Origin of the sequence: Actinomadura sp. NEAU-AAG7 (assembly GCF_018603865.1) — a bacterium.
GTDB classification, from domain to species: Bacteria; Actinomycetota; Actinomycetes; order Streptosporangiales; family Streptosporangiaceae; genus Spirillospora; species Spirillospora litoris.
The window spans coordinates 427,400-441,218 of the sequence record NZ_JAHFZY010000001.1; the positions used below are offsets into that span (position 1 = coordinate 427,400).

13 protein-coding genes are annotated in these 13,819 nt (G+C 67.7%); 8 read left to right on the forward strand and 5 right to left on the reverse strand.

What is annotated here, in order from left to right; all coding sequences use genetic code 11:
• Positions 1–130 precede the first annotated feature (130 nt).
• The 3 genes from KLI87_RS01945 to KLI87_RS01955 all read left to right on the forward strand — a co-directional run bounded on the left by KLI87_RS01945 (position 131) and on the right by KLI87_RS01955 (position 2,418).
• Positions 131–526: a winged helix-turn-helix domain-containing protein gene (locus KLI87_RS01945; protein ID WP_214615597.1), complete on the forward strand. Its 396-nt coding sequence runs from the start codon at positions 131–133 to the stop codon at positions 524–526.
• Positions 527–796: 270 nt separating this feature from the next.
• Positions 797–1,831 (forward strand): AAA family ATPase, encoded by a 1,035-nt coding sequence (locus KLI87_RS01950; protein WP_214615598.1) that lies wholly within the window; start codon positions 797–799, stop codon positions 1,829–1,831.
• Positions 1,828–2,418 (forward strand): guanylate kinase, encoded by a 591-nt coding sequence (locus KLI87_RS01955; protein ID WP_214615599.1) that lies wholly within the window; start codon positions 1,828–1,830, stop codon positions 2,416–2,418. Before KLI87_RS01950 ends, KLI87_RS01955 begins: the two co-directional genes overlap by 4 nt.
• A gap of 667 nt (positions 2,419–3,085) precedes the next feature.
• Here the strand turns inward: KLI87_RS01955 and KLI87_RS01960 are convergent.
• Entirely contained in the window at positions 3,086–3,325 is a 240-nt protein-coding gene (locus KLI87_RS01960) for a hypothetical protein (protein WP_156217333.1), read from the reverse strand.
• A 148-nt stretch (positions 3,326–3,473) separates the two neighbouring features.
• Between KLI87_RS01960 and KLI87_RS01965 the strand changes: the two genes are divergently transcribed.
• From KLI87_RS01965 to KLI87_RS01975, 3 genes are all read left to right on the forward strand, one after another.
• On the forward strand, positions 3,474–4,406 hold the full coding sequence (locus KLI87_RS01965; RefSeq protein ID WP_214615600.1) for an AAA family ATPase: 933 nt from the start codon (positions 3,474–3,476) through the stop codon (positions 4,404–4,406).
• Positions 4,407–5,407: 1,001 nt separating this feature from the next.
• Positions 5,408–6,541, forward strand: a complete 1,134-nt coding sequence (locus KLI87_RS01970) for a hypothetical protein (RefSeq protein WP_214615601.1) — start codon at positions 5,408–5,410, stop codon at positions 6,539–6,541.
• Between the two features lie 800 nt (positions 6,542–7,341).
• Positions 7,342–8,505 carry an HNH endonuclease signature motif containing protein gene (locus tag KLI87_RS01975; RefSeq protein WP_214615602.1) on the forward strand — a complete coding sequence of 388 codons (1,164 nt, stop codon included), beginning with the start codon at positions 7,342–7,344 and terminating at the stop codon, positions 8,503–8,505.
• A 46-nt stretch (positions 8,506–8,551) separates the two neighbouring features.
• Here KLI87_RS01975 and KLI87_RS01980 read toward each other — a convergent pair whose 3' ends face one another.
• Genes KLI87_RS01980 through KLI87_RS01990 form a run of 3 tightly spaced genes read right to left on the reverse strand, consistent with a single transcriptional unit; the run spans position 8,552 to position 11,177 of the window.
• Positions 8,552–9,208, reverse strand: a complete 657-nt coding sequence (locus KLI87_RS01980; RefSeq protein WP_214615603.1) for a Rieske (2Fe-2S) protein — start codon at positions 9,206–9,208, stop codon at positions 8,552–8,554.
• A gap of 8 nt (positions 9,209–9,216) precedes the next feature.
• Positions 9,217–9,894, reverse strand: a complete 678-nt coding sequence (locus tag KLI87_RS01985; protein ID WP_214615604.1) for an RNA polymerase sigma factor — start codon at positions 9,892–9,894, stop codon at positions 9,217–9,219.
• Positions 9,895–9,950: 56 nt separating this feature from the next.
• A complete protein-coding gene (locus KLI87_RS01990) occupies positions 9,951–11,177 on the reverse strand; it encodes a vanadium-dependent haloperoxidase (RefSeq protein WP_214615605.1) in 1,227 nt (408 codons plus the stop codon).
• Between the two features lie 115 nt (positions 11,178–11,292).
• Between KLI87_RS01990 and KLI87_RS01995 the strand changes: the two genes are divergently transcribed.
• Both KLI87_RS01995 and KLI87_RS02000 read left to right on the forward strand, forming a co-directional pair.
• Positions 11,293–11,760 carry a hypothetical protein gene (locus KLI87_RS01995; protein ID WP_156217212.1) on the forward strand — a complete coding sequence of 156 codons (468 nt, stop codon included), beginning with the start codon at positions 11,293–11,295 and terminating at the stop codon, positions 11,758–11,760.
• A 330-nt stretch (positions 11,761–12,090) separates the two neighbouring features.
• Positions 12,091–12,741 (forward strand): N-acetylmuramoyl-L-alanine amidase, encoded by a 651-nt coding sequence (locus KLI87_RS02000; protein WP_250903453.1) that lies wholly within the window; start codon positions 12,091–12,093, stop codon positions 12,739–12,741.
• 12 nt (positions 12,742–12,753) lie between these two features.
• Here KLI87_RS02000 and KLI87_RS02005 read toward each other — a convergent pair whose 3' ends face one another.
• Positions 12,754–13,782, reverse strand: a complete 1,029-nt coding sequence (locus tag KLI87_RS02005) for a GlxA family transcriptional regulator (RefSeq protein WP_156217210.1) — start codon at positions 13,780–13,782, stop codon at positions 12,754–12,756.
• Positions 13,783–13,819: the final 37 nt, after the last annotated feature.

Genomic DNA, 13,819 nt, shown 5'->3' on the forward strand with positions numbered 1-13,819 from the left:
CTCCAGAGTTGCGTGAACTACTTAGACAACATAGTCGACCTAGTCTTCCATGTTGTCAAGGACGCCATGGTTTCCTTAGCCGGTCGGGTGTGCTGAACTTGGGTCGAAGCCCCCGACGGAAGGCGGACGAGTGGTCGAGAGGACCGGACGGCCCGGATATCTGCAAATAGCCGATGACCTGCGGCAACAGATCCGGGATGGCCGCCTGGTGGCGGGGGAGGCCCTACCGTCGACGGCCCGGCTCCGCGAGGAGTACGACGTGTCCGCCGGGGTCGTGAAGGCCGCTATCAGCGTGTTGCGGACCGAAGGCGCGGTGATCGGCCAGCAAGGTAAGGGCGTGTTCGTCCGCGACCAGGCCGACGCCCGCCCGTCCGGCGAGGCCCCACCGACGACCGGTGACGACGACGTGACGATGAAGCAGCTCACGGAGGTACTCACCGCGATCCGTGATCTCGGAGAGCGCGTCGCCCGGATCGAACGGGCTGTGTTTCCAGAGCCTCCGAAAGCTGGTCAGTCCGGCAAATGAGTTCGTCCAGCTCTACCAGAATCAGCGCCAACTGTTCATGCGGAGTCCCTTCCTGCTCGCCGCCTTCCGGCACCGCTGATCGCCTCCCGATGTGATTCGCTCTGTCATCCGGCACTCAGCAATGTTCGCGCCAGGAGGCACCGCCAGCCCATCACTGTTCCCTCATCGGGTTCTTTCACGTTCGCTTATACGTCCACTTTCACACCCCCATGGCAGACGCTCGGGATATGCGCACATATGCCGACGTCTACGGTGAAACGGAAGGCCAGAATGAGCACGACCAAGCAGCGCCCCGGCTGGAAACCCACGAAGCTGCGCGAGCGCCGAGAGACCCACGGGCTGAGTCTTGAGGCGGCCGGGGACCAGTTGCGCACGGTCGCCGAACGAGGCGGACTCAGGGTCGCGGCGAACTTCCAGACCTTGTGGGGCCATGAGAACGGCAGCATGTACCCGGGTCCGCACTACCGGCGCGCCTACTGCCTCATGTACGAGGCCACCGAACCTGAACTCGGATTTCGCCTTCCGCTCCCCGGCGAGGCGACGGGAGACCTGACGCTGCCCCTCCCGGCGCCGCTCAGCCCGGCCGCCACCGAGGAGGCCGCCAACGCCATCACGCAGGGACTCGACCGGGTCTCCGACCAGACGCAGGGCCAGGACGCCACCGCAGGCGACGCGCTCAAGGCTCGTGTCGTCAGCGCATGGCGGGGCCGAGCCATGAGCGGCAGCATCGGAACGACGACGCTCGCCCTGGTCGGAGGCTATGCCGGGTCAGGTAAGACCGAATTTGCACGCTTCCTCGGCGACGTGTCCGGGTGGGCATTCCTGGACAAGGACTCCCTAACCCGTCGCCTGACCGAACGCCTTCTCGTCTCCATGGACGGCGACCCGCACGACCGCCACACCGACCTCTATCTGAACGAGGTCAGGCCCCTTGAGTACAAGTGCCTCATGGACACCGCCAACGACAACATTGATTGCGGCATATCCACAATCCTCGCCGCCCCGTTCATATCAGAACTGAACGACGAGGCATGGCTAGGTCGACTCACCAACCGATGCAAGGCCAAGGGCGTGGACGTCGCGGTGATCTGGGTCCGGTGCGACGTCGACTCCATGCGCGAGTACATCGAGTTCCGCGACGCCCCGCGCGATGCCTGGAAGCTCGCCCACTGGGACGAGTACGCTGCCAGGCTCAACACTGAGACCAGCCCGCCCGGTGTCCACCTCACCGTCGACAACCGGCTAGGCGCGGCGATCAGCATTGCCGACCAGACGCGCGAGGCACTGCGTAGAGTCCTGCCATGACCAGTCCGGGCGTGATCCTGTACGGCCCGCCGACCAGCGGCAAGGACACCGTCACCGCCGAACTGTCGCGCCTGGACGACCGGTACGCCCTACTGCCGAAGCTCAAGACCGGGACCGGCCGAAGCACCGGCTACCGGCTCGTCTCGGAAGCCGAGCGCGAGGCGCTCCACACCGCGGGCCGCCTGGTCGTAGAGACCCACCGCTACGGCAACGTGTACGCCATTGACCGGCAGGACATCGCCGCCCTGGTCGACGCCGACCGAGTCCCCGTCGTCCACATGGGCAACGTCGCCGACCTGCGACGCCTACGGGCCGCCGTCCCGCTTGCCTGGACAAGCGTTCTGCTCTGGGTTCCGCGCGAGGTCTGCGCCAAGCGCTCGGAACACCGAGGCGACCTCGATACCCCGAGCCGCGTCAAGGCATGGGACGAAACCCACGCCGACCTACGCGCAACCGCCGACACGCCCGTCTTCAACACGATCATCCGTACCGACCACACCGACGGGACCGAGGCGGCCCGCCGCATCACCGCCGCCGTAGCCGCCGGCCCCGGCGAGCCCATCGCCGTTCTGGCCGACCTCGCATAGAGAACCGCGCGGCAGGGCTCGTCCGCGACACCCAGCCGCCTACCCTGCCGCGCGGCCGTTCTTGGGCCAGGGCCATCCGTCCGGCACCTGAATAGCCTTGGCCAGCTCTTGCGGCGAACGCGCCTCCACCAGGCGCCATCGCCCGCACGCGGGCACCATTGCCCAATACGTCCGCGTGTACTTCCCCCGCCAACACCACACCCCGAAACGCGCCCGAAGCTCGTCTAGCGCCGTCCGGGCAGCCATCACGTACCGTCCCCACCCCGAGACCGCAAGGCCGCCAACCACGGCGAGCCCAGCGAAGCCGAGACCGAAGCCGCGGCCAGGCCGACGCGGCGGCACGGCGCTACCAGCTCGCCGGTACTCGACTGGAACCACCAGTCGCCATCCGCACGGACAACCGTGATGCTCTCCCCAAGAGATGGCGTGTGCGCCGAGTACACCCGCAGAATCACCGACCACTCGGCATACCGCCGCTCGACCATCCACCCCCGCCGCCGCAGCGCCCGCCGCAGCCGGTTGAGCCGACGACGCGCCTGCCACGGTCGAGGCGACGCGGCCAGTGCGCTCGGGGGAACCTGCACCGACCGCGCCACCTCAACCTCCCCCGGGGCCGCCCCGGACTTATCTGCGGCCCCGTCCGGTGATGGGACAGGAACAGCGGCCATCACCGGACCCGCTTAGCCGCACGGGGCACGCGCTTGCGCTCTTCGACGAGCGCCGCCCGCAGCTCGCCAGCGTTCGGCCGGATTACCGTCGGGTCGACGCCTGCCGCCGAGTCGTGCAGGGTCGCCACCCAGTCACCGGCTTGCCCGCCGCCGCGGCGAGACCTCCAGATCCGATGTCCGGTGAAGTCGTCCCGTAGCTGGCGAAGGGCTCGGTCTTCCTGCTGCGCTCGCGTTTCCATCGCGGTTGTCCTTGGTGATCGACGGCGAGCCCGGCGAGCAGGCCCGTACGGCATGACGACCAGCGTTGCGCCGTACCGCGATTAGCAAAGGAGCCTGACAGGGGGCCAGGTGTGGGCCACACTCGGTGAGGGGAGGTGGCCACACCGCATGACCACCGAGAAGCGCCAGGAGTTCGGCGCCTACCTGCGACGCCTACGGGGCAGCAGAAGCCAGACCGCGCTAGCCGCCGAGCTATGCGCCCTGACCGGCTCCAACACCCTGACCCGACACGAGATCTCCCGCTGGGAACGCGGCGACCGCATCCCCGACGACTGGTTGCCGCACCTGGCCCGCGCTCACAACGTCCCCCTCACCGTCCTGGAACGCATGGCCGCCGAAGTGCGCGGCAAGACCCCAGGCCCGGACGGCATCCCGTTCGACCTGTCGCCGTTCTTCCCCGACACCGTCCCGCTCACGACCCGCATAGCGAACGCCTGGCACGGCCGCGCCGTCGCCAACGCGGGCGGCAACCCCACGCTCGTCCTGGTGGGCGGTTACGCAGGCTCCGGGAAAACCGAGTTCGCCCGCTTCCTCTCCGACCTCTCGGGATGGGCGTTCCTGGACAAGGACGCCCTCACCCGCCGCCTGACCGAACGCCTACTCGTCTCCCTCAACGGCGACCCCCACGACCGCCACACCGACCTCTACCGCACCGAGGTCCGCCCGCACGAGTACCGATGCCTGATGAACACCGCCCACGGCAACATCGAGTGCGGAGTGTCGATCATCCTCGCCGCCCCGTTCGTCAACGAGCTCAACGACTCGTCATGGCTCCCACGCCTGACCCACCGGTGCCAGGCCAAGGGCGTGGACGTCACCGCGATATGGGTGCACAGCGACGTCGACACCATGCACGAGTACATCGAGCTACGCGACGCCGCCCGAGACGGCTGGAAGCTCGCCCACTGGGAGGAGTACACCGCCGGCCTCAACACCGAAGACCCGCCCCAGGCCGCCCACCTCACCATCGACAACCGCCTAGGCGCCGCCGTCAGCCTCGCCGACCAAACCCGCCGAGCCCTAACCAAGCTCATCCCGTAACCCCAGGTCACCCAGCCAGCACCCACACCGGATGAGAACTTTCTCTACGTCTTTAAAGGCGCCCGCTACGCGGTCGCCGGGGCCAGCGCGGGACGGCGGGCGTGCGGCCTCTCCGGGCCGGTCCCGCCGTCCCGCGCTGCCCCTGTCAACAGGGCAAACAAGCGCAGGAGAAAGCGAGCAACCAGGCCGCTCTGGGATGCTTCGGACGTGCTCGCCCACGAAATCGTCCTTGATCGTTTCAGCGACACGCCGGGGTCTCGCGCACTACCGGAGGTTTGCTGAAATCGCGCTCTATGTACGGCCGCCCGTGCACCATCCAGCCAGCGGCTTTACCATGGGGTCCTCATCGCCCCTACCAGGGTTCGCAACAGCTGGTAGCCGCGGACGTGGAGCGGGTCAGGTGCGTCCTCATCGCCCCTACCAGGGTTCGCAACGGGATCGTGCGCCAGGGGTCCCACCGTGGCGAGGGGTCCTCATCGCCCCTACAAGGGTTCGCAACCTGTGGTCCTGGTACTGGTCGGTCAGCCCTTCCCGGAGTCCTCATCGCCCCTACCGGGGTTCGCAACTAGGTCTTCAGGGCTTCCAGAGGCCGCTGGGCATGTTCCTCATCGCTCTACGAGGGTTCGCAACATGTACTACCGGCCTCGTTTGGTGATGGTCGAGGCGTCCTCATCGTCCCTGCGAGGGATGGCCAATCCAGATGGATCCAGGTGGTTGGAAGCCGCTTGAGCGAGCTCGAACCAGGGGGCTACGCCGCCCCCTGGACCCCCGCGAGCCGGGGCACTCGTTCGCGCGAAACGGTCTGTCACGGGTTGCGCGCCGTTCGCGCGAACGAGTACCCCGGTCCGTGCCAGCGGGATCGCGTAATCGTCATCTACCAAATAGCAGTTACAGATGCGTCTGCTGCCGTCGGGGCGGCAACCTAGCCGGCCAGCTAAGAACTTCGCCCCTCTCACTCCGAAGACCACCGAAGTGTCAGCGACGCTGGTGATAATCGAGTCGTGCACCCGGACACCTTCTTCGGTTACTCAGATGACGACGAGCGGTACCTAGACATGGCGCTCCTCCGGCAGTTGCGGAGAGGCCCCCTGGAGAACCGTGACGACGTAGGGGTGGCACATGGACTTGCCCGGCTCACCTACGAGACGTTCAAGAGTGCCTACGGGACTACGCGATGGTGGCTGGAGAACGACGAGATCAGGGAGATCCTGCGGACCCTGCGAGTCGTGCTGCGGCGGATCGGCATCCCATTTCAGACCGACTTCCGCGACAGGGACGGCTACTTTGACCTTTGCGACGACCGATCCATTGGCGAGCGCAGCCTCACCGCCCATATCAAAGCTCGGGACGCCTACCTGCGCGGCATCTTCGAACCAATCTTGATCCGGCTGGAGGAGATTGAGGATGGTCCGGACGGCGCGATCCGAGGCGTGGATGGCGAGGTGAAGAACATCCTGTTCGCCTCGAACGGGAGCAAACCGCGCATCGTGCTACGCGACCTGATCGAGAACAAGATAGAGGTCGTCGAGGGCGACGAGGACATCCTGACCTACGACCGCCATCTCGGCTCCGAGGGCATGAGGTGGAGCGACCTGACCGGCTGGTGGCGGGAGCGGGAGTCGTTCGAGGAGTCCGTCTCGGTGACCGAGGTCGGCGGCGCCTTGTACAAGCGGTTGTTCGCCTCATTGGCCAGCGACGCCGAGAAGCTGCTGTTCCAGACCTACGTCAAGTACTTCCCGCCCACCGAGCCGGACGCCGACTTCCCGGCCCTGCTGCCGCAGGTGTACCTGCACTATGACCCGTACACACGCAGGCAGCGTCGGAAGGAGGGCGTCGGCGACGTCCTGGAGCGCGAACGCATGGATTTCCTGATGCTGCTGCCGGGCGGCGTCCGGGTCGTGATTGAGGTCGACGGCAAGCACCACTACGCGGAGGACGAAACCGCCTCACCGCTCCGCTACTCGGATATGGTCGCCGAGGACCGCGAGCTGCGCCTGTACGGGTACGAGGTGTACCGGTTTGGCGGCTACGAGCTGACGCAGGACGAGGGCACCGCCCGCGTCATGGTTCGCCAGTTCTTCGCCGAGCTGCTGGAGCGCCACGGCGTGATGGGCGACGGCGGCGCCACCTGGTAGGCCCGCCGTCAGATCACGGTGGCGGTCAGTGACCCAGGTCTGGAGAAGTTCTGGAGAAGATCTTGAGATCGAGGGCACCTGTGACCAACGCAAACCCACGGAGAGAACGCACTGACCAGCGGCATTCGATTTACCCACAGGCTGGTGATCGCCCAGGACCTACTTCGGGACGAAGAGGTCGTGGGTTCAAATCCCGCCACCCCGACATAAAGATGCAGGTCAGAGGCCGGTTCTCCGCCAAGGAGACCGGCCTCAAGGCTTTGTCCCTGCCTTGTCGCGAACCAACCCCGACCATGGACACGACCTGTCCCGGCCTGTCCCAGCGAACCGTCACCCTCCTCTGAGCCCCACCGGCGCCGTTCGGTCGGCGTCCAGCCTGTGCTCAGGACGGGACTCTGAGGTAGGTCGAAGAGCGCGGGGGCAGGGCCGGACCTCGTCCTCGATCGTGGAGGAGCGCGCTGCCGACGACAACTCTCACTCAGAGGCGATGCCTAACAGGTCAGACCGGCCGCAAAACCACCCCGTCACGGAGAGGCCCCTGGCTGCATGGTGCGGGAAGGCAATTGTTAGGTCTGCGACAGCATTGGTGTCCGGATATCCCTAACGTCGGGCCAAGTGATCTGTGATCCAAAAGAGGGTATCCGGATTGGAGTTGTTCAGGTACGGTCGGTGATATCGGGAGGTAGGGCCCCACCGCCGGCTTGGCAGTTGGCTTCTGTCGGCTGGATCGGTTGTCGACGGGCAATGGATGGGACACTGGGATTGGTCGGCGTTGGCCATTTCGGGCATAGCATGCCGGCATGGATCTGTCGGTGATCACTCGTGAGGCCGTCCTGGATGCGATCGCCGAGTGTGATCAGGTCGGGCGGGAGCGGTTTCTTGAGCGGTACGGTTTCGAGGAAGCTCGCCGGTACTTCCTTCGCTATGGCGGGGTCTACTACGACTCGAAGGCGATTGTTGGGGTGGCTTACCGTCACGTGGCTGGACGGCCGCTGTCGGCAGGTGAGTTCTCCGGCGGGCAGCAGACGGTCGGTCGGCTTCTGGCGCGTTTGGGGTTCGAGGTGGTCTCCGATGAGCCGCCCGCGCCTGAGCAGCGTCTTCTTGAGCTCCTCGGTTCGTTGCGGGTCGCCATCACCGCGGAGGGGCCTGCTCGGCACCAGCCCATAACGCTTCTTTGGGCTCTGGGGCGGGCGGCACAGCGCCGTCCCCGGCTGGTTTCCTGGAGAAGCGCGCGACGTGAGCTGCGGGGGCTCATGCGGGAGTACGGGCAGCCGAGTTCCAGGGCGACGCCTGAGTTTCCCGTCCTGGCGCTTGCTCGTACGGACCTTTGGGAGTTGCGGGGACATGTTGGCGACGTGCCGGCGGCGCATGGCAACCCGGTTGCATGGCTTGATGAGCAGGATCCTTCATGCGGTCTTGCGGCTTGGGTTTATGAGCTTGACGCGTCTGTTCGTATGGAGGCCGTCGGCTTTCTGGGCAGTCGGTTCTTTGGTGGTGGTCTGCCCGAAGGGCTGCTTGAGGAAGTCGGTTTGGGGCAAGGGTGTGCTGACGAGTCTCCGTTTCAGGGGGCGGATTCGCGGGATGCTTATCGTCGGCTCTGCGGGACGATCGAGGCTGCGGAGGCGCGTGGGGATCACGATCGCGCCAGCACTCGGGCTGCCCGTGAACAGCCTGTGCGGTCTTCCGCTGCGGTCCGGGCCGTCCTGATGCGAAGCGGTGGGCGGTGCGAGAATCCGTTGTGCGCCGGGCAGCCCGAGGATGTCAAGGAGAACGGCGACCCCATTCTTGAGGTCGATCATGTTCTCGACAGGGCGCGGTGGGGGCGCGACCATCCGATCCAGATGATCGCGCTATGCCCCAACTGCCACGCCATCAAGACGTGGGGGCGGACGGGTGAGCGGCTCAGGGAGGTTCTGCTTTTTGAGGCTCGGGTGAGGCACTCCGCTTGGTGCTCCGAGGCATAGTGGCCTGGGGTTGGTGGACGGTTCTGGTTCGTTGTAGGGGCTGGGGTCAGGCTTGGGGGATGTAGACCTCTATTGTTCCGTTTCTTTGGCGTAGGGCCAGGCGGGGGAGGGCTGGGATCGGGGCTTTCAGGCGGTGGTAGAGGACGGTGCCGTCGGGGGCGAAATGGGCGCCGTGGCAGGGGCAGCGGAGGCCCTTTTCGGGGTGCGGGGTCAGGCGGCAGCCCTGGTGGGTGCAGACGCCGGACACGGCGCGCAGGCGGCCGTTGGTGCGGGTCACGAAGCCGTCGATGCCGCTGGCGGTGAAGCCGTGGACGGCGCCTTCGGGGAGGTCGGCGGCTGCTACGACGGGGTGCCAGATGCCCAGGTCGGGGGTCAGTTCGCCGCTGTTCGCGGTGGGCGGGTCGTTTGAGGTTGCTCGGCCTGTGAAGACGCCGGCGACGGCTCCCGCCAGGGCGCCGACGGCGGTGCCCAGGACGAGGCGGCGGCGGGCCGGGGTGGTGGAGGGGGCGGGTTCGGCCAGGTCACGGGCTAGACGGCGGTGCAGTGCGGTGATGAACTCTTCGTGAGGGGCGTCCGAGCCGGGGCGGGCCGCGCGCAGGTCGATGGCCACGCGCAGGGCTTCCGCGTCGGCGTCGTCGGCTGGAAACGGCCGGGGGCGGCCGCCGGACAGCAGGGTCTCGACGAAGCGGGGCAGTCCTCTCATGGTCACCCTCATCCTTGGAGGCTTGGGTCGTCGCGGGCCAGTTCTGCTGCGAGGCGTAAGGCGCGGTGCTGGATCACTTTGACGTTGCCGATGGTGGTCCCGAGTTCGGCCGCGGTCTGGCGGATCGTGCAGGAATTCAGGAAGCGCAGTTCCAGGACGCGTCTGTAGCGTTCGGGTAGTGCGGCCAGGAGTTGTTCGACTCGTCCTTGGGAGTTGCTGGTCTCCTGAGGGGGCTCGTCGCCTATGGCCATCTGGTCCAGGTCGATGACGGTGATTTCGCGTCCGAGGGTGCGTTTCCAGTGTGCGGCGAGAACGGTGCGGGCGGTGGCGAGTAGGTAGGCGCGGACCTCGCCGACGCTCGCGGAGACCCGTAGCGGGCGCAGGGCGGTCAGGAAGACCTCGGCGGTGAGGTCCTCGGCGTCGGGGCGGTTGCCGACCTTGGAGAACATCAGCCGGTAGATGCGGTCGACGTTGTGGAGGTAGATCGCCTCCCAGTTCGCATAGGTGTCCGCCTGGACGAGGTGCAGCGGCGCCCGGGCGTCGGGGGGTGGTGCCGCCGGTTCGGGTGGTTTGCGTCGTACTGGGTTCCAGCGGCGCATGACGATCCTTTCCGCCGTTTCTTGGAGCACGCCGAAACGGGCTTGGAGGATCACCTGGGGGGTGATCCTCCGTTCGCCGCCGTCCACGGCCGAGTGCGCCCACGTGGTGGACGCACTCGGCCGCCCTCTCCCGGGCGGGTCAGTCAGCTTGTTGTGTGGGTGAGCACGTACTGGGCGACGCGGGAGCCGAGCGTCTGGCCCGCGGTGTGGTCGAGGCGGGTGTGGATGCCGGCGTAGATGCGGCTGAGGCCGGCCTCGTCCGCCGCGTCCTGGTAGCCGGTGAACGACCGGGTGACGTCGGGCAGCGCCTCCGAGCGGACGGTGAAGTGGTCGTCCGGGCCGAAGAAGGAGGTCAGGACGGTCGCTCCGGCCTCCCCGACGACGCTGTGCGCGCCGGGGTAGGAGGGGTCGGGAGGCGTCACCGCCAGCGGGTTCCATGCCGGATCGGCGTGGGTCCTGGGGTTTCCGTCGGTGTCGGCGGCACGGACCGCGGTTACGGGACGCCAGATGCGGTAGTGGTACTTGCCGTCGTAGAAGGCGATCGCCGCGTCGGCGAACGTCCGGTCGAGCGTGGCGAACAGGTGGGCGGTGGCGGCCAGCCCGGTTCCGTGGCGTTGCGCGGCGTCCTGGGCGATCTCGTTCCAGTAGTTCCAGATCGGCGCGGCCCAGAAGCGCGCCTGGACGGTCTGGTCCGCGGTGCGCTCGGTGCTGGTGTCCTTGCCCAGGAGTTGCACCTCGTTGAGCGCCTTGGCATAGGTCCGGCTGGTCAGCGCGGGGTATGGGCGTGGCCGGAACTGGTCGCCGCGTTCCAGCACGAAGGGCCGCACACCGGACCAGTGCGTGAACACCGGCGCCGCGAACGCCGGCGGGGTGGGCCGGTAGTCGCCCGGACGGTCGCCCGGGACGAACGGCGGCGGGGTCGCGTCGGAGCCGTCGTGGGCGCGGTCGGCCAGCACGGCCGCGGCCGCGCGCTGACCTGCGCGTATACCGGCGGTCTTGGCCGGGCCGTCCGGCACGTTCGCGAGCTCGTCATGGAGCTGCCGGTCCAGGTCGGCGCGCCGGGCGGGGTACAACGCGGTCAGGCTGTCGTGACCGGCCTCGGCCGCGGCGGCATAGGCGGAACCGGACCTCGCGTCGACGGCGTCGGCGATGGCCGTGTGCATGATGGCGAAGTTGCGCGTGGCGTGGACGGTCGCCGGTTGCGCGCCGGGCGTCCGCACGATCCCCAGCAGGGTCCGGTTCCACTGGATCACCACCTCCCCCCGCGTGGCGGTGGCCGCTTGCGCGGGTCTGGCCTGCGGCACGTACGCCATGGCCGTCGACAACGCGGCACCCACGGTGGCGGCCATGACCACCATTGCTTTCCCCATCTCCCCGTCCCTTCTCCGACAGTCGGGTTCGACAAGGGATAGGCACCCGGGTTACACGGCCCCTGTAACCCAGGGGTCTATCAACCGGACGAGCCGAACAGAGGAGGAGACCTCGATGCGTATGCGAATAGCAGTAGGACTGTTGACCTCGGCGGCGCTGGCGCTGACCACCGCCGCGGCGACGGGCACCGCCGCGCAGGCGAAGGAGCGTCCGTGCGGACGTCCCGTGATGGCCGCCGGCACCGGTTCGCAGGGCACGCCGTGGACGCTGAAGTCGCAGTACGACGACGACGGCACCCCGCCGAACCAGCTGGTCGCGGGCGAGGAGTTCGAGATCGCCACCACGGCGGCCGGGCAGCGCTGGTCGGTCAGCTTCACCGACAACGGCACGGAGTTCTTCCGGAACGACAACGACATCTCGACCGCGACCGGGATCCGGGAGGTCCACCCGAATCCGGTCGCTCGGGGGGTCTCGAACCATATGGCCGCGCACGCCGTCCGCCTGGACGCCGCCGGCAACGTGATCGAGGTCATCGACGGCGCGGTCGATCTGGCTCCGCCGCCCGCCCGCTGCGGACGCTGAACCGTTGCGGTGCCCGGCCGGGTGTCCGCCGTGGGCGGGTGCCCGGCCGAGTGGCGCTCAGGGTCAGTTCGCAGGCGATATCCGCGTCTCGTCATCGCGAATCTCGTGTTTCTTTTTGATCAGCCTGGGGCTGATCGGTGATTGCCTGGGCATTGGGCGGCGGTTAGGTTTCGAGCGTCAGCGGCTTCGGGACCGGGGGGACGGGGCATGGGGTGGCGTGGATGGGTTCTGGCTGTATTGTGCCTGGTCGGCGGGTGTTCTTCCGGAGGTGACGGCGAGGTGGGTTCGGATAGGGCGAGCCCGGCTTCGCCTTCCCCTTCGCGTGCCGGGATGAAAGGGAAGGTCATTGTGCTCGACCCAGGGCACAATGGCGGAAATGCCCGGCATTTGAAGGAGATCAACAAGAAGGTCTTCATCGGGAACGGCTACAAGCCCTGCAACACGACCGGGACCGAAACGGCCGACGGCTACACCGAGCATGCGTTCACCTGGGATCTGGCCAACCGGCTGGCGAACGTCCTGCGAGAGGCGGGTGCCCGGGTCGTGCTGACGCGGAAGAACGACAAGGGCGTCGGCCCCTGTGTCACCGAGCGGGCGGCGATCGGCAATCGGCTCCACGCCGACGCCGTGCTGTCCATCCACGCCGACGGGGCTCCGCCCAACGGGCATGGGTTTCATGTGATCCGGCCCCTTCCGGTGGGGAAGAACGCCTCCATCGTTTCCGAGTCGGGGCGGCTCGGCACGGTGGTGCGCGATGCCTACCGGACGGGAACGGGCATCCCCTATTCCACCTATGTGGGGCGGAACGGCCTGGACCAGCGGGATGACCTCGGCGGCCTCAACATGTCCACGGTTCCGGTCGTGTTCATCGAATGCGGCAACATGGGCAATCCGGGGGACGCGTCGACGATGTCGGACGCCACGTCCCGGCAGCGTATGGCCGTGGCGCTGGCCAGGGGGTTCGAGCAGTTCCTGCGTTGACGGCGTCCACGGTCAGACCGTTTCGCGAGCCTCCGCCGGACGGGTCCCGAACGCGCGGGGCCCGGCCCCGGTTCTGCGGGGCTCGGCCGTGCGGAAAGTGTGGCGGTAGGCGGACGGCGGAACGCCGATCGTGGCGACCAGGTGCTGGCGGAGAGAGGCGGCGGTGCCGAATCCGGATTCGGCGGCGATGCGGTCCACGGGCAGGTCGGTGGTCTCCAGCAGGCGGCGGGCGAGTTCGACGCGCTGCTGGGTCAGCCATTGGCCCGGGGGCATGCCGACCTCGTCCCGGAAACGGCGGGAGAACGTCCGGACGCTCATGCGCGCGTGGGCCGCGAGTTCGGTCAGCGGAATAGGGCGGTGCAGGTGCCGGAGCGCCCAGTCGCGCGTCGCGGACGTGGTGGCGGCGGACGGCCCGGGAATGGGCCGCTCGATGAACTGGGCCTGCCCGCCCTCGCGCCACGGCGGGATGACGCAGCGCCGCGCGACGCCGTTGGCGACCTCGCTGCCGTGGTCGCGGCGGATGATGTGCATGCACAGGTCGATTCCGGCGGCGACCCCGGCGGAGGTGAGGACATCGCCGTCGTCCACGAAAAGGACGTCCGGATCCACCTTGATCTCCGGGTGCAGCCGCTGGAGGTGGTCGGCCTCCTGCCAGTGGGTGGTCGCGGGGCGGCCGTCCAGCAGGCCGGCGGCGGCAAGGGCGTAGGACGCGGTGCAGATGGAGACGATCCGGGTTTCCGGACGCAGCCGGGAGAAGACCACGGCGAGCGGCGGCGGATACCAGTCCGTCTCGTCCGCGGGGCCGCTGCGGCCGAACGGCGGGATGATCAGCGTGTCGGCCGTGCCGACCAGCTCGGCCCCGTGGTCCACGGTGATGGAGAAGTCGGCCGACGTCCGGACGGGACCGCCGTCGATACTGCAGGTGAGGACCTCGTAGAGCGGCTCGCCGGCCGCCGACCGCGCGGACGCGAAGATCCGCGTCGGGATGCTCAACTCGAACGGGTACACGCCCTCCAGGGCCAGCACGACGACACGATGCATGGCCAAATTCTGACATATATCCTTATTCTGGCCATCC